Origin of the sequence: Bradyrhizobium sp. AS23.2 (assembly GCF_001908185.1) — a bacterium.
Lineage (GTDB): Bacteria > Pseudomonadota > Alphaproteobacteria > Rhizobiales > Xanthobacteraceae > Bradyrhizobium.
Window position 1 is genome coordinate 1 of record NZ_LGHM01000046.1, and the last position, 18,201, is coordinate 18,201.

15 protein-coding genes and 2 pseudogenes are annotated in these 18,201 nt (G+C 64.8%); 6 read left to right on the forward strand and 11 right to left on the reverse strand.

Translation table 11 applies throughout. From position 1 onward, the window contains the following. From AC630_RS10635 to AC630_RS10645, 3 genes and pseudogenes are all read left to right on the forward strand, one after another. Positions 1-540 (forward strand): annotated as a pseudogene (locus AC630_RS10635) (divergent polysaccharide deacetylase family protein); the annotation flags it as partial. A gap of 76 nt (positions 541-616) precedes the next feature. Continuing rightward, positions 617-1,123 carry an RNA pyrophosphohydrolase gene (locus AC630_RS10640; RefSeq protein WP_074118495.1) on the forward strand — a complete coding sequence of 169 codons (507 nt, stop codon included), beginning with the start codon at positions 617-619 and terminating at the stop codon, positions 1,121-1,123. 193 nt (positions 1,124-1,316) lie between these two features. Further along, on the forward strand, positions 1,317-1,817 hold the full coding sequence (locus AC630_RS10645; RefSeq protein ID WP_074118507.1) for an RNA pyrophosphohydrolase: 501 nt from the start codon (positions 1,317-1,319) through the stop codon (positions 1,815-1,817). Between the two features lie 352 nt (positions 1,818-2,169). Here AC630_RS10645 and AC630_RS10650 read toward each other — a convergent pair. The 6 genes and pseudogenes from AC630_RS10650 to AC630_RS10675 form a co-directional block, all read right to left on the reverse strand. Next, positions 2,170-3,826 (reverse strand): annotated as a pseudogene (locus AC630_RS10650) (adenylate/guanylate cyclase domain-containing protein). 150 nt (positions 3,827-3,976) lie between these two features. Further along, a complete protein-coding gene (locus tag AC630_RS10655; protein ID WP_074118508.1) occupies positions 3,977-4,384 on the reverse strand; it encodes a F0F1 ATP synthase subunit epsilon in 408 nt (135 codons plus the stop codon). Positions 4,385-4,502: 118 nt separating this feature from the next. Next, the gene (atpD, locus tag AC630_RS10660) at positions 4,503-5,936 is read right to left on the reverse strand and encodes a F0F1 ATP synthase subunit beta (RefSeq protein ID WP_074118496.1); all 1,434 of its coding nucleotides are present in this window, start codon (positions 5,934-5,936) and stop codon (positions 4,503-4,505) included. 83 nt (positions 5,937-6,019) lie between these two features. Next, a complete protein-coding gene (locus AC630_RS10665) occupies positions 6,020-6,892 on the reverse strand; it encodes a F0F1 ATP synthase subunit gamma (RefSeq protein ID WP_074118497.1) in 873 nt (290 codons plus the stop codon). Positions 6,893-7,064: 172 nt separating this feature from the next. Next, positions 7,065-8,594: a F0F1 ATP synthase subunit alpha gene (gene atpA, locus AC630_RS10670; protein WP_074118498.1), complete on the reverse strand. Its 1,530-nt coding sequence runs from the start codon at positions 8,592-8,594 to the stop codon at positions 7,065-7,067. Beyond that, the gene (locus AC630_RS10675) at positions 8,594-9,154 is read right to left on the reverse strand and encodes a F0F1 ATP synthase subunit delta (protein WP_074118499.1); all 561 of its coding nucleotides are present in this window, start codon (positions 9,152-9,154) and stop codon (positions 8,594-8,596) included. The genes atpA and AC630_RS10675 overlap by 1 nt, the downstream gene beginning before the upstream one ends. A 648-nt stretch (positions 9,155-9,802) precedes the next feature. On the opposite strand from AC630_RS10675, the gene AC630_RS10680 reads away from it, so the two are divergent. Beyond that, positions 9,803-10,291 (forward strand): septal ring lytic transglycosylase RlpA family protein, encoded by a 489-nt coding sequence (locus tag AC630_RS10680; RefSeq protein WP_074118500.1) that lies wholly within the window; start codon positions 9,803-9,805, stop codon positions 10,289-10,291. A 232-nt stretch (positions 10,292-10,523) separates the two neighbouring features. Here the strand turns inward: AC630_RS10680 and AC630_RS10685 are convergent, their stop codons facing one another. After that, on the reverse strand, positions 10,524-12,734 hold the full coding sequence (locus tag AC630_RS10685; RefSeq protein ID WP_074118501.1) for a primosomal protein N': 2,211 nt from the start codon (positions 12,732-12,734) through the stop codon (positions 10,524-10,526). 133 nt (positions 12,735-12,867) lie between these two features. On the opposite strand from AC630_RS10685, the gene AC630_RS10690 reads away from it, so the two are divergent. Continuing rightward, positions 12,868-13,833, forward strand: a complete 966-nt coding sequence (locus tag AC630_RS10690) for a tyrosine recombinase XerC (RefSeq protein WP_074118502.1) — start codon at positions 12,868-12,870, stop codon at positions 13,831-13,833. Between the two features lie 126 nt (positions 13,834-13,959). Further along, on the forward strand, positions 13,960-14,550 hold the full coding sequence (locus tag AC630_RS10695; protein ID WP_074118503.1) for a DUF4337 domain-containing protein: 591 nt from the start codon (positions 13,960-13,962) through the stop codon (positions 14,548-14,550). Between the two features lie 112 nt (positions 14,551-14,662). Here AC630_RS10695 and AC630_RS10700 read toward each other — a convergent pair whose 3' ends face one another. The 4 genes from AC630_RS10700 to odhB all read right to left on the reverse strand — a co-directional run. Continuing rightward, complete coding sequence (locus AC630_RS10700) at positions 14,663-15,193, reverse strand: hypothetical protein (RefSeq protein ID WP_074118504.1); 531 nt, start codon at positions 15,191-15,193, stop codon at positions 14,663-14,665. A gap of 34 nt (positions 15,194-15,227) precedes the next feature. Further along, positions 15,228-16,628 (reverse strand): dihydrolipoyl dehydrogenase, encoded by a 1,401-nt coding sequence (lpdA, locus tag AC630_RS10705; RefSeq protein ID WP_074118505.1) that lies wholly within the window; start codon positions 16,626-16,628, stop codon positions 15,228-15,230. Positions 16,629-16,666: 38 nt separating this feature from the next. Next, on the reverse strand, positions 16,667-17,428 hold the full coding sequence (locus tag AC630_RS10710; RefSeq protein ID WP_143197955.1) for an SDR family oxidoreductase: 762 nt from the start codon (positions 17,426-17,428) through the stop codon (positions 16,667-16,669). 55 nt (positions 17,429-17,483) lie between these two features. Continuing rightward, positions 17,484-18,201, reverse strand: a 718-nt coding sequence (gene odhB, locus AC630_RS10715) for a 2-oxoglutarate dehydrogenase complex dihydrolipoyllysine-residue succinyltransferase (RefSeq protein WP_074118506.1), incomplete at its 5' end; no start/stop codon positions are given.

An 18,201-nucleotide genomic window follows, 5' to 3' on the forward strand; every position in this document is an offset into this window, starting at 1 on the left:
GCGCCCAGCGCCACGAGATCTTCCTCCAGATCCCGATGGAGCCCTACGACTTCCCCCGACAACGATCCGGGGCCGCAGACGCTGCTGACCTCGCTCAGTACCGACCAGAACATGGACCGCCTGTACTGGCATCTGAGCCGGATGCAGGGCTATGCCGGTATCACCAATTTCATGGGCGCCCGTTTCGTGGCGACGGACGCGGCGATGCAGCCGATCATCCGCGAGGCGGCCAAGCGCGGGCTCGGTTTCTTCGACGACGGCTCCTCGCCCCGCAGCATCGCGTCCCAGGCTGCGGCGAGCCAGGCGATGCCGTTCGGCAAGGGCGACATCGCGATCGATGTGGTGCCGACCCCGGCCGAGATCGACCGCGCCCTGAACAAGCTCGAATCGGCGGCGCGCGAGCGCGGCGCGGCCGTCGGCACCGCCTCCGCCCTCCCGGTCTCGATCGAGCGCATCGGCGCCTGGACCAGGACATTGGGCGACCGAGGTATCCTTTTGGTGCCATTGACAACCGCGATGCTGAAATCAAAATCCAGCTAAATCAACGAATTGGTAGGGCGCGGGTCCCGCGGGGCCGATTAAGCCTTACCGAAGAGCACGCGAGGGGTTTGGCGGAATGGCGCGTTACGAGGATCTGCCCTACCGGACCTGCGTCGGTGTGATGCTGATCAACACAAAGGGACTGGTGTTCATCGGCCGGCGCGCCGGCGGCATCGAACGTGTCGACGACAGCCACGTCTGGCAGATGCCGCAAGGCGGCGTCGATCCCGGAGAGGACACCTGGGACGCGGCGAGGCGCGAACTCTACGAGGAGACCAGCGTGCGCTCGGTCGAGCGGCTGGGCGAGGTCCCGGACTGGCTGATCTACGACATTCCGCGCACGGTTGCGGGGCGCGCCTGGAAGGGCCGTTACCGCGGCCAGCGCCAGAAATGGTTCGCGGTGCGCTTCACCGGCAAGGACAGCGAGATCAACGTCGAAAAGCCCGGCGGCGGCGGCCACAAGGCCGAGTTCGTGAGCTGGCGCTGGGAGCCGATGAAGAATCTCCCTGAATTGATCATTCCGTTCAAGCGCCCGGTCTATGAGCGCGTGGTGAAGGAATTTTCCGCGCTGGCGGATGAATAGGACCTGTCGCCGCGCTCCCGGTCGTCGTCCCCGCCTAGTTGCGCAATTGCGCACGGGGGCGGGGACCCATACCCCCAGGGAGAAGTTGGGCGACAGATAGCAACCACGACCTTTCAACCAACGACCGCCTGTGGTTATGGATTCCGGGCTCGCGCTTTGCGCGCCCCGGAATGACGAAGAAAGAAGTCCGCGCGTGACCGATCAGAAGCCCTACCGTCCCAATGTCGGGATCGCTCTCTTCAATGCCGAAGGCCGCGTGCTGATCGGCCACCGCTTCAAGGGCGACGGCCCGGAGATCATCCTGCCTGGCCTCGACTGGCAGATGCCACAAGGCGGCGTCGACGAAGGCGAGAATTTGCGCGATGCCGCGATGCGCGAGCTCTGGGAGGAGACCAACGTCGTCAGCGCGGACTATCTCGGCGAGACCGACTGGTTCACCTACGAATTCCCGCCCTATGACGGACCGCAAACCCATCGCCTGGCAAAATTCCGCGGGCAGCGGCAGAAATGGTTCGCGCTGCGCTTCACCGGCAAGGATGAAGAGATCGATCCGCTGACGCCACGCAACGGACAGCCCGCGGAGTTCGACGCATGGCGCTGGGAGCGCCTCGACCGTGTCGCCGATCTCGTGGTGCCGTTCCGCCGCGACGTCTACCGCGCGGTGTCGCAACAGTTTGCGCCCTTCGGAAACTAAAATACCGAAAACAACCCCATGCACAGTAGCCGGCGACTGCCGGCGCGATACGCCGTGGTCGTTGCGAAGTGACTGACACGTTGGGAAGAATTGGCGGCGAGGCGCGGTCTCGCTTCATCTCGCCCCGCTTGCGGGGAGAGATCGGAATGCGCGCGTAGCGCGGATTCCGGGTGAGGGGGACTCTCCGCGAGTCCCGCTCTCACCGCCCCCGCGGAGACTCCCCCTCACCCCAACCCTCTCAGCGCGAGCGAAGCTCGTCGCGACCCGCATCCGCCTTCGCCAAGGCTTCGGCGGACAAGAGCGGGGCGAGGGAGCGTACCTTCGCAAGGGCTTGATCTCTCGGGCGGTCAGATCAATTCGTCGGTCCGACCGTGAACGGGCCGATCGCGATGACGTGGCAAGCGCTGTCGCGCCTGGCGCACTCGGCGAGCGCGGAATTGACGGCGGTCTGCTCGTCCGCGGATTTCAGCCCGAGGCCCGGCCGGCCCGCAGTGCCGACCGCGACTGCATTCCAGCCCATGGCATCACCGAGCTTGCGCACGACCTCGTCGCGCGCATCGGCAACGATCGAGGCGTTGGAGGCGGCATGGAAGAAGCCGGTGACCTTGAGCAGGCTCGGGATCGGCACGACGAAATTGTCGTCGACCGCGACGATCATGCAGGCGACGCCGGCAATCGCGCCACACGATTCCAGGGAACGCCGCGCCGCCTCGTCGACGGATGACGCGCCGAGCACCATGAAATATTGACCGCCCGGGCCGAGCGCGACCGTTCGGGATTTTGCAGCCGGCACGAACAGGTTCTCGATCCGGACTTTGGCGGGATCGCGCACGATCGGGAAGTCCTTCGACGCGAAGGCTCGCTCGGTCATGGAATCATGCCGGACCCAGGGCTGCGGCGGCATCGGCGGCTTGCCGTGCGTGTAGACGATGTTGTTGCCGACCGCATAGAGCTCGCAGCGCCGCGGCGATTGCGCTGCATCCGCGCGCTTCTGGCACTGCTCGAGCGCCATGTTGCGTGCGGCTTCCTCGTTCGGCTGGTCGAGCGCCGAACCGGTGAAACCGCCAATGTTCAGGGCAAAGGCCTTGTAGTCGCCGGCGGCAGAATATTCGCTGGCGAGATAGCCGCGCACGCGCTCGTTGATGAACGGCACCATGTCGGCCGGGAATTTGCCGCCGGTTGCAGCGAACGGCGAAGGCATCGGGGCCGTCTTGGCGGCAGCCATCGCACCTTGCGCCGGCATGGGCACCGGCGCGTTCGCGGCCATGGTGGGCGTCGGGCTCGGTGCGGCCGTCGCAGTCGGCGACGGGCTTGGTGTAGACGCTGCGACCGCCGGAGCCTTGGCGGTCTCGAGCTCGGTGAAATAGAGGAAGCCGCCAACGCCAATGGCGACGATGGAGACGATTCCGACCACCAGCGGCCACATCCAGTTCGGTGCGGGTGCGGCCTTGCCGACCGCCTTTTTCGCTTGCGGCATCGTGTAGGTGGCGTCCTCGCGCCGCATCGCCACCATGTAGGCGTGCACGGGCGTGGGGATGTTCTTGACCTCCTGCGCGCCGATATCGGCGAACTGGACCGACAGTTTGTTGGCGACCTGCTCGTGCACGGCGCGGGAGACGCAGATACCGCCGACCTCGGCGAGGCCCTCGAGTCGAGCCGCGATGTTGACGCCGTCCCCCCAGCAGATCGCCGTCGCGCTCGACGACGTCGCCGATGGTGATGCCGATGCGGAAGGACATCTGCCGGCTCGGCGGATAGGCCATGTTGCGGGTCCGCAAGGACTCCTGGATGTCGATCGCGCAGCGCACCGCGTCCACCGCGCTCGGAAATTCCGCGAGCACGGCATCGCCTGCCGTATTGAAGATGCGCCCACCCGCCTTGGCGATGAAATCGTCGACGACGGAGCGATAGGAGGCGAGACGCCGCAGCGTTTCCTCTTCGTCCTCCGCGACCAGCCTTGAGTAACCGGCAATATCGGCCGCGAAAATCGCTGCGATCTTGCGTTTCATCTGCACCAGCCCCGGAACAAATTCCGCAGCGGCAGAATGCCGCTATCGGCGGCGCGGTGCAACAAAGTTTCAGCGCCCGCCACGGTGGTGACGAGCGCTGAACTTATTCAGGAATTTCTAGTTTGAGCCCCGGCGCGGGCGCCCCGGGGCTTAATGCATAGCCGTGGTGTTGAGCTGCTGCTGGATGCTCTTGAAGTGGTCGAGCCGCTCGATGGCTAGATCGAGCTCGTCGCCCTGGCGCTCCTTCAGCCCCTCCTCCATCTCCGCGATGGTCTCGGCGAACTGCGCGCGGTCAAGCTCCTCGATCGACGTGGCAACGTCGGCGAGAACGGTAAGACGGTCGCCGGAAACTTCTGCGAGCCCACCGAGCACGATGACCTTCTGCTTCTGGCCGCCGGTGATGATCGTCAGGATGCCCGGCCGCATCGCAGCCACGAGGGGAGCATGCCCGGCGAGCACGCCGAAGTCGCCTTCCCAGCCGGGGATGTCGACCTGGTCGACCTCGCCCGCGAATGCGAGCTTTTCCGGAGAGACGAGATCAAAGTGGAAGGTGGCCATGATGTTTCCGCCTGCTTCGCTTGTCACCCGCGGGCTCGACCCGCGGGTCCATCAGTCAACGAAAGTTCTCTCTCGATGGATCGCCGGATCAAGTCCGGCGATGACGAGATGAAAAAGCTTAGGCCGCCTCGGCCGCCAGCTTCTTGCCCTTCTCGACCGCCTCTTCGATCGTGCCGACCATGTAGAAGGCGGCTTCCGGGAGGTGGTCATACTTGCCTTCCACCAGGCCCTTGAAGCCCTTGATGGTGTCGGCAAGGTCAACGAACTTGCCGGGCGAGCCAGTGAAGATTTCGGCGACGTGGAACGGCTGCGACATGAAGCGCTCGACCTTGCGGGCGCGGGCCACCGTTAGCTTGTCCTCTTCCGAAAGCTCGTCCATGCCGAGAATGGCGATGATGTCCTGGAGCGCCTTGTAGCGCTGCAGCACCTGCTGGACCTGACGGGCGACGGCGTAGTGCTCTTCGCCGACGACCAGCGGGGAGAGCATGCGCGAGGTCGAATCGAGCGGGTCCACCGCCGGATAAATGCCCTTTTCGGCGATCGAGCGCGACAGCGTGGTGGTCGCGTCCAAGTGCGCGAACGAGGTCGCGGGCGCCGGGTCGGTCAAGTCGTCGGCCGGAACGTAGATGGCCTGCACCGAGGTGATCGAGCCCTTCTGCGTGGTGGTGATGCGCTCCTGCAGCGCGCCCATGTCGGTGGCGAGGGTGGGCTGATAACCCACCGCCGAAGGAATACGGCCGAGCAGCGCCGACACTTCCGAGCCGGCTTGCGTGAAGCGGAAGATGTTGTCGACGAAGAACAGCACGTCCTGGCCCTTGTCGCGGAAGTCTTCCGCGATGGTCAGACCGGTGAGTGCGACGCGGGCGCGGGCGCCCGGCGGCTCGTTCATCTGGCCGAACACCAGCGCGCACTTCGACTTCACGCTCGGATCCGGATTTTTCGGATCGGCGTTGACCTTGGATTCGATGAACTCGTGATAGAGGTCGTTGCCCTCGCGGGTACGCTCGCCGACGCCGGCGAACACGGAGTAACCGCCGTGCGCCTTCGCGACGTTGTTGATCAGCTCCTGAATCAGCACGGTCTTGCCGACGCCGGCGCCGCCGAACAGGCCGATCTTGCCACCCTTCGCATACGGAGCAAGAAGGTCGACGACCTTGATGCCGGTGACGAGAATTTCAGCTTCGGTCGACTGGTCGGTGTAGGTCGGCGCTTCCTGGTGGATGGCGCGCAGGCCTTCCGTCTTGACCGGGCCGGCTTCGTCGATCGGCTCGCCGATGACGTTGATGATGCGGCCGAGCGTGCCTTCGCCGACGGGAACGCGGATCGGCGAACCGGTGTCGGTCACTTCCTGGCCGCGGACCAGACCTTCGGTGGTGTCCATCGCGATGGTGCGGACGGTCGACTCACCGAGATGCTGGGCGACTTCGAGCACCAGGCGGTTGCCGCCGTTCTTGGTCTCGAGCGAGTTGAGAATGGCCGGGAGGTGGCCTTCGAACTGCACGTCGACGACGGCGCCGATGACCTGGGTGACGCGACCGGTGGCTGCAGCCATTGAGTGTCTCCTTCGATCCGAATTTGTAAACCACGGTCGGCTCGACCGGGATGTTGCGTTGGACGGGTACTGAAGCGCCTTGGTCAGACGGCCTCGGCACCCGAGATGATTTCGATCAGTTCCTTGGTGATCTGGGCCTGACGCGTACGGTTGTAGACCAGCGTCTGCTTGCGGATCATTTCGCCGGCGTTGCGCGTCGCGTTGTCCATCGCGCTCATCTGCGCGCCGTAGAACGAAGCGTTGTTCTCAAGCAGCGCGCGGAAGATCTGGACCGCGAGATTGCGCGGCAGGAGGCGGGTGAGGATCTCGTCCTCCTCCGGCTCGTATTCGTAAGACGTCGTGCTGGCGGCAGCGCCCTCCTCGACGACCAGCGGGATGATCTGCTGGGCGGTCGGGATCTGCGCGATCACCGAGCGGAAGCGCGAATAGAACAGCGTGCAGACGTCGAATTCACCGTTCTCGAAACGCGCCAGCACCTTCTTGGCGATGTCCTCGGCGTTGACGAAGCCGAGCTGGCGAACGCTGCGCAGGTCGAGATGCTCGACGATCTGCTTGTCGAACAGGCGGCGGAGCTGGTCGTAGCCCTTGCGGCCGACGCAGAAGAATTTCACGTCCTTGCCCTGCGCCATCAGCGCCTGGGCGCGCTCGCGGGCGAGACGCACGATCGAGGAGTTGAAGGCGCCGGACAGGCCTCGCTCACCGGTGCAGACCAGCAGCAGGTGAACCTGATCCCTGCCTGTGCCGGCGAGCAGCGTCGGCGCGCCGGGCGAGCCCGCAGCGGCGCCGGCGATGTTGGAGATCACCGCGCTCATCTTGTCGGCATAGGGGCGCGCGGCTTCCGCGGCGGTCTGCGCACGGCGCAGCTTCGAGGCAGCGACCATCTGCATGGCCTTGGTGATCTTTTGCGTCGCCTTGGTGGAGGCGATGCGGACGCGCATGTCTTTAAGTGACGCCATTCTTCGTTCACCCCGGCGATCCGCCTGTGGCTGGACCGCGACCCTATCTTATCGTCATGCCCGGGCTTGTCCCGGGCATCCACCTCTTCGTCTCCACGCGGTGACGCGTGGATGACCGGGACATCAAATGCGAAGACGCGCTTCGCGCTTTAGCCCGGCCATGACGGCTTTCTTATGCGAAAGACTTCGCGAAGCCTTCGACCACCGACTTCAGCTTGGCGGCGGTGTCGTCCGAGAGATCGCGGGTATCGCGGATCGAGTTGAGGATCTCGACGTTCTTGCCGCGCAGGAGCGACAGCAGACCATCCTCGAACGCGCGCACCTTGTTGAGCGGGAGCGGATCGAGATAGCCGTTGGTGCCGGCCCAGATCACGCAGACCTGCTCTTCCATCTTCAGCGGCGCGAACTGCGGCTGCTTCAGCAGCTCGGTCAGGCGCGAACCGCGGTTGAGCAGGCGCTGGGTCGAGGCGTCGAGGTCGGAGCCGAACTGCGCGAACGCCGCCATTTCGCGGTACTGCGCGAGCTCGCCCTTGATCTTGCCGGCGACCTTCTTGGTGGCCTTGGTCTGCGCCGAGGAGCCGACGCGCGACACCGACAGACCGACGTTCACCGCGGGACGGATGCCCTGGAAGAACAGGTCGGTTTCCAGGAAGATCTGACCGTCAGTGATCGAGATGACGTTGGTCGGAATGTACGCCGACACGTCGTTGGCCTGGGTTTCGATGACCGGCAGCGCCGTCAGCGAGCCCGAGCCCTGGTCCTTGTTCAGCTTCGCCGCACGCTCGAGCAGGCGGGAGTGGAGATAGAACACGTCGCCCGGATAGGCTTCGCGGCCCGGCGGGCGGCGCAGCAGCAGCGACATCTGGCGGTAGGCGACGGCCTGCTTGGACAAGTCGTCATAGATGATGACCGCGTGCATGCCGTTGTCGCGGAAGTACTCGCCCATGGTGCAGCCGGTGAAGGGCGCGATGTACTGCATCGGCGCCGGATCCGAAGCGGTCGCGGCGACGACGATCGAGTACTCGAGCGCACCCTGCTCTTCCAGCACCTTCACGAACTGGGCGACGGTCGAACGCTTCTGACCGACCGCGACGTAGACGCAGTACAGCTTGATGTTCTCGTCGGGCTGCGCGTTGAGCGGCTTCTGGTTCAGGATGGTGTCGAGCGCGATCGCGGTCTTGCCGGTCTGACGGTCACCGATGATCAGCTCGCGCTGGCCGCGGCCGATCGGGATCAGGGCGTCGATCGCCTTGAGGCCGGTCGCCATCGGCTCGCTCACCGACTTGCGCGGAATGATGCCGGGCGCCTTGACGTCGACGCGCATGCGCTTGTCGGCCTGGATCGGACCCTTGCCGTCGATCGGGTTGCCGAGCGCGTCGACGACGCGGCCGAGCAGGCCCTTGCCGACCGGCGCGTCCACGATGGCGCGGGTGCGCTTGACGGTCTGGCCTTCCTTGATTTCACGGTCGGCACCGAAAATAACGACACCGACGTTGTCGGTTTCGAGGTTCAGCGCCATGCCGCGGGTGCCGTTCTCGAACTCGACCATTTCACCGGCCTGGACGTTGTCCAACCCGTAGACGCGGGCGATACCGTCGCCGACGGACAGCACCTGTCCGACTTCGGAGACTTCAGCTTCCTGGCCGAAATTCTTGATCTGGTCCTTGAGGATCGCGGAAATTTCCGCGGCGCGGATGTCCATCAGCCTGCCTCTTTCATCGCGTGCTTGATCGAATTGAGTTTGGTGCGAAGCGAACCATCCACCATGCGGCTGCCCAGCTTGACGACGAGGCCACCGATGATCGAGGGATCGACTTTCACGTTCAGCGCGACGTCCTTGCCGGTCACCGATTTCAGGGCAACCTTGAGGGCGTCGAGATTCTTGCCCGAGAGCGCTTCCGCCACGGTGACGTCAGCCGTCGTCTCGCCCTTGAACTTGGCGACGAGGGCGCGATAGGCGCGAATGACATCGCTCACCGCGAACAGTCGGCGGTTGGCGGTCAGCACTTTCAGGAAGTTGGCGGAGATGCCGGCGATGCCAGCCTTGTCCAGTACGGCCGAAAGGGCCCTGGACTGGGCGTCGGCCGCGAACACCGGGCTGAGGACGAGGCGCTTCAGATCGGCGCTCTCGTTCAGCAAGGCATCGAATTTGTCGAGATCGGCTTTGACCTCGTCGACCACCTTCTGGTCGCGGGCTAGTTCAAACAAGGCCGTTGCATAACGACCGGACACACCGGAAACGGACGTATCTTCTGCAGCCACAGACGCGCTCTTTTTGCTGTTAAACTCGCAAGGGAAAAACCGTCGCCACGAAGCGGCGCCAAGCGATCCAAGCCCTTGGAATTCAAGCGGGACTTCGATTTCCGGCCAGCACGGGAAGTGCCGGGCCCGTTAAAATCGCGGCTTTGCTAACATAGCAGGCGCGCACGTGCAACATGACGCCAAATTAAAGGCACGACGTTCTGCCGCCAGTTCGTCGCAGTGAGCGACACCTTATAGACGACGAGCACGACGACCTGCCGCGTCGCGGAATTGTCGCGGGCATTACGTCGGCATCCCGCCCGTTTGTTCCCGCCCTCAGCGCATAGCGGCCATGAACACAGATCGCAGAGGCGTGAATCCGCCGGCCATTGTTCCCCGCGCCGAATACTTACTGAATTCTAAACATCCGGAACAACAACTTCGTTTTACAGTATTCGTAAGTAATAGCTAGGTTAATAAATCGTTAAAGCCGAAGGACACGAAACATCAGCTGCAATATCGATGCCAATAACAAGATATTTCAGGACGACACAGAACGGATTTACTGCCCAATTCACGCCTCATTGCGAATCGAAACGCGATCTCGCTCACAAACTGACGGGGGCTCACTAGCCACATATGTGGCAATACTAGATTAGGGACCACTAAATGCTGTCTTTTAAGACGCTGGGCACTATGACCCGGCCGCGTCCGGCGATTGCTTTCGTCGCCGCAACTCTCCTCATCGGTGGAACTGCCACCGAAGCGTCCGCCAAATCCAGGCATCACCGGCACCATCACCATCAGGCCCGGAACGATTCCAGCTCCGACTGGCGCAGCGCCAATGCGTCGATGACGCCGTCGTCGGGCACGGGCCACAGCTTCTCCGGCGTTGCGTCCTTCTACGGCAACGAGTCCGGCAGCAAGACCGCGTCGGGCCAGCGCTTCAACCAGAACGCCATGACCGCGGCGCACCGTTCGCTGCCGTTCGGCACCAAGCTGCGCGTCACCCATGGCGGCCGCAGCGTGATCGTCACCATCAACGATCGTGGCCCGTTCGTGCGCGGCCGTGTCCTTGACCTCTCCACCGGCGCAGCCCGCGCCATCGGCCTCACGGGCGCCGGCGTCGGCCGCGTCACCGCGGAAGTCGTCTCCTAACGGCGCTACCAGCGCCTCACCTCACAAGCGCAGTTTTCATCATCGTCCGCACGGACGTGAGTCAGTTTGATGCGCGCGTGAGACAGGCCCGCCGTCTTGGGGGGACGGCGGGCTTTTTTTTGTCATTCCGGGGCGTGCGAAGCACGAGCCCGGAATCCATTTCACGACAGGTAGTGCCGCCCGATGGATTCCGGGCTCGCGACTTCGTCGCGCCCCGGAATGACAGTGGGGCCTACAAAAAGCTCTGCGGGTCGACGTCGACTTCGAGCTTCAGATTGCCCTTCGGCTTCGGGCTGACGGCGAGCCAGTTGCGCAAATAGTCGGACAGATCGAAACCGCGCGCCGATTTCACCAGGATGCGGAAACGATAGCGGCCCTTGATGACGGCGAGCGGCGCCTCGGCCGGCCCGAGCACCACCACGCGCTCGTCGCGCGGCGCGAGCGCAACGAGCCTGCGCCCAAAACCTTCGGCGCTCGGACGATCGCCCGCCGAGATGATCAGGCTCGCAAGCCGTCCGAACGGCGGATACAGCGTGCGCTCGCGTAAGTCGATCTCGCTGTCGTAGAAGGCCTCGCGGTCGCAGGCGATCAGCGCCTTCATCACGGGATGATCGGGCTGATGCGTCTGGAGATAGCCGACGCCGCGGCCCTGCTCGCGGCCGGCGCGGCCGATCACCTGGTTGAGCAATTGCCAGGTGCGTTCCGACGCGCGCGGATCGCCATTGGAAAGGCCGAGATCCGCATCGACCACGCCGACGAGATTGAGCCGCGGAAAGTTATGACCCTTGGCCACGAGCTGCGTGCCGATGATGATGTCGACGCGGCCCTCCGCGATCTCGGCGAGTTCCGAACGCATGGTCTCGATCGAGGTGATGAGATCGCTCGACAGCACCATGGTACGTGCCTCCGGGAACAGCGCCGCCGCCTCCTCCTGCAAGCGCTCGACGCCGGGGCCGACCGCGACCAGCGATTCCTCCGCCGAACAGTTCGGACAGATATGGGGGCGCGGCATCGAGAAGCCGCAGTGATGGCAGACCAGCCGCTGGCGGAAGCGGTGATCGACCAGCCAGGCATCGCAGATGGTGCAGGCGAAGCGATGGCCGCAGCCGCGGCACAGCGTCAGCGGCGCATAGCCGCGGCGATTGAGAAACAGCAGTGCCTGCTCGCGCCGCTCGATCGCGATTTTGATCTCGCCGGCAAGACGCGGCGAGATGAAGCGGCCGCGCGCGGGCGGCTCGCGGCGCAGATCGATCGCCTCGATATGCGGCATGTGCTGGCCACCGAAGCGCGAGGGCAGCGCGATGCGCTGATAGCGGTTCTTGCGCGCGTTGACCTCGGACTCGACCGACGGCGTGGCCGAGGCCAGCACGACCGGAATCTTTGCGATATGCGCGCGCACCACCGCCATGTCGCGAGCGTGATAATGCACACCCTCGTCCTGCTTGTAGGCCTGGTCATGCTCTTCATCGACGACGATCAGCCCGAGATTGGCATACGGCAAAAACAGCGCCGAACGCGCGCCGACCACGACCGGCGCGCTGCCTTCGGAGATCGCCGCCCAATTGCGCGCGCGGGTGCGCGGCGTCAGCTCCGAATGCCATTCCAGCGGCCGCACGCCGAAGCGTTGCGCGAAGCGGTCGAGGAACTGACCGGTGAGCGCGATTTCCGGCATCAGGATCAGCGACTGCTTGCCGCGGCGAATGGCTTCCGCAACGGCCTCGAAATAAACCTCGGTCTTGCCCGAGCCGGTGACGCCGTCGAGCAGCGCGACGTGGAACGTGCCGTTGGCCGCGAGCGCGCGCATCGTATCGACCGCGGCGCGCTGGAGCGGTGTGAAATCCGGCCGGCCAAAATCCGGATCGGGGGCAGGCGGCGGTGGCGGCGGCGGCATGGGCTCGACCGTCAGCGTGCCTTCGTCGACGAGGCCGTCGATCACGCCGGCCGAGACGCCCGCTTCCCTGGCCGCTTCGGACTTGCCGTGCAGCAGCCGGTCCGACAACACTTCGATCACGCGCTGCCGCGCCGGGGTCAGCCGCTTCGGGGGATCACCGACCAGGCGCACGCCGGGGCGCACGCGCTCGGGGCCGAGGTTCTCGCCCATGCGCAGGCACATGCGCAGCACCATGCCGCGCGGGCTCAGCGTGTAATTGGCGACCCAGTCCACGACCGACCGCAGCTCGGGCTTCAAGGGCGCGATGTCGAGCTTCTCGCTGACCTCCTTGAGACGATTGTGCAGGCGCGGATCCGGATTGGCGTTTTCCGCCCAGACCACCGCGAGCACCTCGCGCGGGCCGAGCGGCACGCCGACGAGATCGCCCGCCTTCAGCTCCATCCCACGCGGCACTTTGTAGGAATAGGTCTGGTCGAGCGCGACCGGCACCAGCACGTCGACCATGCGGGTCGCGTTGGCGGAGACGGAGTTGCTGCGCGGCGAATGATCCATGAACTGTCTTGGAACTGTCTTGGACGGAGAATCGGAACCCGGGGGCTTCGAGGCTAGCGCCGTGAGACGGCCTTAGCGAACGATAAACGAGTGTGATGCGATATACTGTGCGGAATCACCACGTCCAGAGCTCATGAGCAAAGCGGCCGCCCCACCAATCGAGCTCGCCAGCGCCGATCCGTCGATCGCGCAGGAGATGGCGCGCTGGCTGTCGCATCTCGGCGCCGAGCGGCGGCTGTCGCCGAAGACGCTGGAGGCCTATGGCCGCGACTTGCGGCAGTGCCTGGATTTCCTCAGCAATCATTGGGGCGAGCGCGTCACGCTGACGCGTTTCGCGGCACTGGAAGCCACCGACATTCGCGCCTTCATGGCGATGCGCCGTGCCGACGACATTGCCGGCCGCAGCCTGATGCGCGCGCTTGCGGGCCTGCGCTCCTTTGGCCGCTTCCTCGAGCGCGAGGGCAAAGGCAAGGTCGGCGCGCTCTCGGCGATCCGCGCGCCCAAGGTCGCCAAGAGCCTGCCGAAGCCGCTGCCGATGGCGTCCGCAAAGCGTCTTGCCGACGCCGACGAGCGCGCCGGCGAGGAACGCGAGACCTGGATTTTGGCACGCGACGCCGCGGTGATGGCATTGTTGTACGGCTCGGGCCTACGCATCTCCGAAGCGCTCGGCCTGAAGCGCCGCGAGGTGCCGCGTCCCGGCGAAGGCGACGTGCTCGTCGTCACCGGCAAAGGCAACAAGACCCGCATGGTGCCGGTGCTTCAGAACGTGCTCGCGCTCGTGCAGGAGTACGTCGCGATGTGCCCGCATGCACTGCCGCCGGAGGGGCCGATCTTCGTCGGCGCGCGCGGCGGCCCGCTCAGCCCGCGCATCATCCAGCTCGCGATGGAGCGGCTCCGCGGTGCGCTCGGCCTGCCCGACAGCGCCACACCGCACGCGCTCCGGCACTCCTTCGCGACGCATCTTCTGTCGCGCGGCGGCGATCTGCGCGCGATCCAGGAATTGCTCGGCCATTCCTCGCTCTCGACCACGCAGGTCTATACCGGCATCGATTCCGAGCGGCTGCTGGAAGTCTATGCGAGCGCGCATCCAAGACGCTGAATTGGCGCTGAACCGCCGCTGAATCCTGACATGAAGCTGTCATAGCAAACTCTCTTGGCGCGCATGCCTCTTGCGCGGCGCCTGCGGTTCGGTCAATCGTGGGGAACCGAGACAGGAAGGGGAATCATGAGCGCACATGAAAGCATGGAGCATGCGGAGCATGCCGAGCACGCGTCCGGCTCGAACAAGAAGATCGCCCTTCTGATCGCTGTGCTGGCGCTGTTCCTGGCGATCTCGGAAACGCTCGGCAAGGGCGCCCAGACCGAAGCTATCAGCAAGAACGTCGAGTCCGCCAATCTCTGGGCGTTCTTCCAGGCCAAAAGCGTTCGCCGCACCGTGGTGGTGACCGCGGCCGAGCAGGGCAAGTTGACGCTGGGATCCGCGACCGACGACGCCGTCAAGGCCGCTCTGCAGAAGCAGATCGACGACTGGCAGAAGACCGCGGCGCGCTACCGCTCCGAGCCCGAGACCGGCGAGGGCACCGAGCAGCTTGCCGAAAAGGCCAAGCATGCCGAGCACGAGCGCGACGAGGCGACCGCGAAGTACCATCACTTCGAGCTGGCGTCGGCCGCCTTCCAGATCGGCATCGTGCTGGCCTCGGCCACCATCATCACCGGGATAATCACGCTGGCCTATGTCGGCGGCATCCTGACGCTCGCCGGCCTCCTCATGACCGGGCTCGGCCTGTGGTGGCCGCACCTGCTGCATTTGCATTGAGGGACTGAGGCGGCGCTTGTAGCCCGCATGGAGCGTAGCGGAATGCGGGGACGACTATCCCGGATTGCGCTGCGTTCCATCCGGGCTACGCTACCGCCGTCATGGCGAACAGCTAGCGCGCTTGGTGCACGCTCTTACGAAAACGCTGGATCAGGCGGAGCGTACGGGAGGACCAGCCTTCGCCGTTACCGATGATGAGCTCCCTGATGCGCCGCTTGATCGGGTCGACCAGCCCGGAGGCCTTGGCGCGCACCTTCAACACCAGCTCATAGAGCCGCTCGAACCAGCTCATCTCCAGGAGCTTGTCGCGCGTCACGTCGAAGACGAAGGCGGTCACGCCGACACCGACCAGCTTTGCGAACAGGATGGTGAAGAACGCGCTGGTCCAATATTCGTGCGCGAGCAGCCACAGCCCGACCAGCTTGAGCGGAAACAGCGGGATGATGGGGACGGCGAAGACGATCAGCGTCATCGCCGGCGACAGCGCATCGACACGCTCCGTCAGCCATTGCTTGAACCGGGCGAGCGGGATGATTGCGACAACCCGCGCGACGATCGGCTCGAGATGGTCCCACAACCAGGCTTCGATCAGGAAGATGATCGCAAGCAGGACCCAGACCGGTTGAAGAAGGCGGCGCAGCATGTAATGTCCCGCCCGATTCAGCTCGGGGCGTCGCCTACATATGGATGGCCCGCTTGCCGACTGCAAGCGCGGCTTCCTTGATGGCCTCCGAGCGGGTCGGATGCGCGTGGCAGGTGCGAGCGAGATCTTCCGCGCTGCCACCAAACTCCATGAGAACGCACGCTTCATGGATCATTTCGCCGGCTTCGCGGCCGATAATATGCACGCCGAGCACGCGATCGGTCTTCGCATCTGCGAGAATCTTCACAAAGCCGTCGGTGGTCTGGTTGACCTTGGAGCGGCCGTTGGCGGTAAAGGGAAATTTTCCGACCGTATAAGCCACACCGGCCTGCTTCAGTTCTTCCTCGGTCTTGCCGACAGCGGACACTTCCGGCGTGGTGTACACGACGCCTGGAATGACGTCGTAGTTCACGTGACCGGCCTGGCCTGCGATGATCTCGGCAACCGCAACGCCCTCGTCCTCGGCCTTATGCGCCAGCATCGGGCCTGCGACGACGTCGCCGATGGCATAGACGCCCTTCAGGCTGGTGGCGAAATGCGGATCGATCTGCACGCGCCCGCGATTGTCGAGCGCAACGCCGGCTTCCTTCAGGCCCAGGCCCTCGGTGTAGGGCACGCGGCCGATGCACACCAGCACGACGTCGGCTTCCAGCGTCTGGGCAGCGCCGCCAGCGGCCGGCTCGATCTTTGCGAGCAGCGCCTTCCCATTGTTCTCGACGCCCGTGACCTTCGAGCCGAGCTTGAAGGCAAAGCCCTGCTTTTCCAGGATGCGCTGGAATTGCTTGGCGATCTCACCGTCCATGCCGGGCAGGATGCGATCCAGGAATTCGACGACGGCGACTTCGGCGCCGAGGCGTTGCCAGACCGAGCCGAGCTCGAGGCCGATCACGCCCGCGCCGACGATCAGGAGCTTGCCGGGCACCTTGTCGAGCGACAGCGCGCCGGTCGACGACACGATGCGCTTCTCGTCGATCTCGATGCCCTTCAGCCGCGCGATGTCCGAGCCGGTGGCGATCACGATGTTCTTGGTCTCAACCACCTGCGACTTGCCGTCGGTGGAGACTTCCACCTTGCCGGCACTGATGATCTTGCCGGTGCCCTTGAGCACGTCGATCTTGTTCTTCTTCATCAGGAACTCGACGCCCTTGACGTTGCCGTCGATGCCCTGCTGCTTGAAGTTCATCATCGCCGGAAGCTCGAGCTTCGGCGCGGAAACGGACACGCCCATCTTGGCGAAGGAATGCGTGGCTTCCTCGAACATCTCGGAAGCGTGCAGCAGCGCCTTCGACGGCATGCAGCCGACGTTGAGGCAGGTGCCGCCGAGCGTGGCGTTCTTTTCGACCACGGCGACTTTCATGCCGAGCTGGCTTGCGCGCACCGCGCAGACATAACCGCCCGGTCCGGTGCCGATGACGACGAGATCGTAGGTAGCCATGAGAGGAAGTCCCGTAGGTTTAGCGTGATGAGGATGTGTCAGCGTCCGCCGGACACATCGAGAATGGCTGAGGTGACGTAGGAGGCATCGTCCGACATCAGCCAGACGATGGCGTTGGCGATTTCATCGGCAGTGCCGACGCGCTTCATCGGCACCATATGGGCCAGACGATGGGCGCGGTCGGGCTCGCCGCCGGCGGCGTGGATTTCGGTGTCGATCAGGCCGGGCCGAATCGCGGCGACGCGAATGCCTTCGCCCGCGACCTCATGGCCGAGGCCGACGGTGAAGGAATCGACCGCGCCCTTGGACGCCGCGTAGTCGACATAGGTGTTGGGTGCGCCGAGCCTGGCAGCGACCGACGACAGATTGACGATGACGCCGCCCTTGCCGCCATGCTTGGTCGACATCCGCTTCACCGCCTCGCGCGCGCAGAGGATGGAGCCGGTGACGTTGACCGCCATCACGCGCTGGATGCGCTCGGCCGACATCTCGTCGACGCGCACGCCGCTCTTGCCGACGATGCCGCCATTGTTGACGAGCGCCCCCAACGTGCCGAATTTGTCGGCCGCCTTGAACAGCGCGAGGATGTCGCTTTCCTCGGCGACATCGCATTTCACCGCGATGGCCTTGCCGTTCATGGCCTCGATCACGGCCACGACTTCGTCAGCGGCCTTCTTGTTGCTGGCATAGCCGACGACGACGCGGAAGCGGCGCGCGGCCGCCGCAATCGCGGTCGCCCGCCCGATGCCGCGGCTGCCGCCGGTGATGACAACGACCTTATCCGTCACATGCGCCTCCATGGTTCGACACGCGCCGTCGCGCAAAGGAGCGACGGCGCTCGCAGAGCATCAGGGATCAGAGATCGAGCACCAGGCGTGCCGGATCTTCCAGGCTCTCCTTGACGCGAACCAGGAAGGTGACGGCTTCCTTGCCGTCGATGACGCGGTGATCGTAGGACAGCGCCAGATACATCATCGGGCGGACCTCGATCTTGCCGCCGACGACCATCGGCCGCTCCTGGATCTTGTGCATGCCGAGGATGCCGGACTGCGGCGCGTTCAGGATCGGGGTCGACATCAGCGAGCCGTAGATACCGCCATTAGTGATGGTGAAGGTGCCGCCCTGCATTTCGTCGATCTTGAGCTGGCCGTCACGGGCGCGGCGACCGAAATCGGCGATGCCCTTCTCGATGTCGGCGATCGACTTGTGGTCGCAGTCGCGCACCACGGGCACGACGAGGCCCTTGTCCGTGCCGACGGCGACGCCGATGTGGTAGTAGTTCTTGTAGATCAGGTCGGTGCCGTCGATCTCGGCGTTGACCGCCGGGATGTCCTTCAGCGCCTGCACGACGGCCTTGGTGAAGAAGCCCATGAAGCCGAGCTTCGAGCCGTGCTTCTTCTCGAACGCATCCTTGTAGTGGGCACGCAGCGCCATCACGTTGGTCATGTCGACCTCGTTGAAGGTCGTGAGCATGGCCGCCGTGTTCTGCACGTCCTTGAGGCGGCGCGCGATGGTCTGGCGCAGCCGGGTCATCTTGACGCGCTCTTCCCGGGCGGCGTCATCGGCCGGCGAC

What these genes read in the sequence shown, in the direction of transcription:
- atpA (WP_074118498.1), bottom strand. Translation starts at nt 8,594, where the DNA reads ATGGACATCCGCGCCGCGGAAATTTCCGCGATCCTCAAGGACCAGATC.
- AC630_RS10695 (WP_074118503.1), top strand. Translation starts at nt 13,960, where the DNA reads ATGAGCGCACATGAAAGCATGGAGCATGCGGAGCATGCCGAGCACGCG.
- AC630_RS10690 (WP_074118502.1), top strand. Translation starts at nt 12,868, where the DNA reads ATGAGCAAAGCGGCCGCCCCACCAATCGAGCTCGCCAGCGCCGATCCG.
- AC630_RS10700 (WP_074118504.1), bottom strand. Translation starts at nt 15,193, where the DNA reads ATGCTGCGCCGCCTTCTTCAACCGGTCTGGGTCCTGCTTGCGATCATC.
- AC630_RS10710 (WP_143197955.1), bottom strand. Translation starts at nt 17,428, where the DNA reads ATGGAGGCGCATGTGACGGATAAGGTCGTTGTCATCACCGGCGGCAGC.
- AC630_RS10665 (WP_074118497.1), bottom strand. Translation starts at nt 6,892, where the DNA reads ATGGCGTCACTTAAAGACATGCGCGTCCGCATCGCCTCCACCAAGGCG.
- lpdA (WP_074118505.1), bottom strand. Translation starts at nt 16,628, where the DNA reads ATGGCTACCTACGATCTCGTCGTCATCGGCACCGGACCGGGCGGTTAT.
- AC630_RS10655 (WP_074118508.1), bottom strand. Translation starts at nt 4,384, where the DNA reads ATGGCCACCTTCCACTTTGATCTCGTCTCTCCGGAAAAGCTCGCATTC.
- AC630_RS10685 (WP_074118501.1), bottom strand. Translation starts at nt 12,734, where the DNA reads ATGGATCATTCGCCGCGCAGCAACTCCGTCTCCGCCAACGCGACCCGC.
- atpD (WP_074118496.1), bottom strand. Translation starts at nt 5,936, where the DNA reads ATGGCTGCAGCCACCGGTCGCGTCACCCAGGTCATCGGCGCCGTCGTC.
- AC630_RS10680 (WP_074118500.1), top strand. Translation starts at nt 9,803, where the DNA reads ATGCTGTCTTTTAAGACGCTGGGCACTATGACCCGGCCGCGTCCGGCG.
- AC630_RS10640 (WP_074118495.1), top strand. Translation starts at nt 617, where the DNA reads ATGGCGCGTTACGAGGATCTGCCCTACCGGACCTGCGTCGGTGTGATG.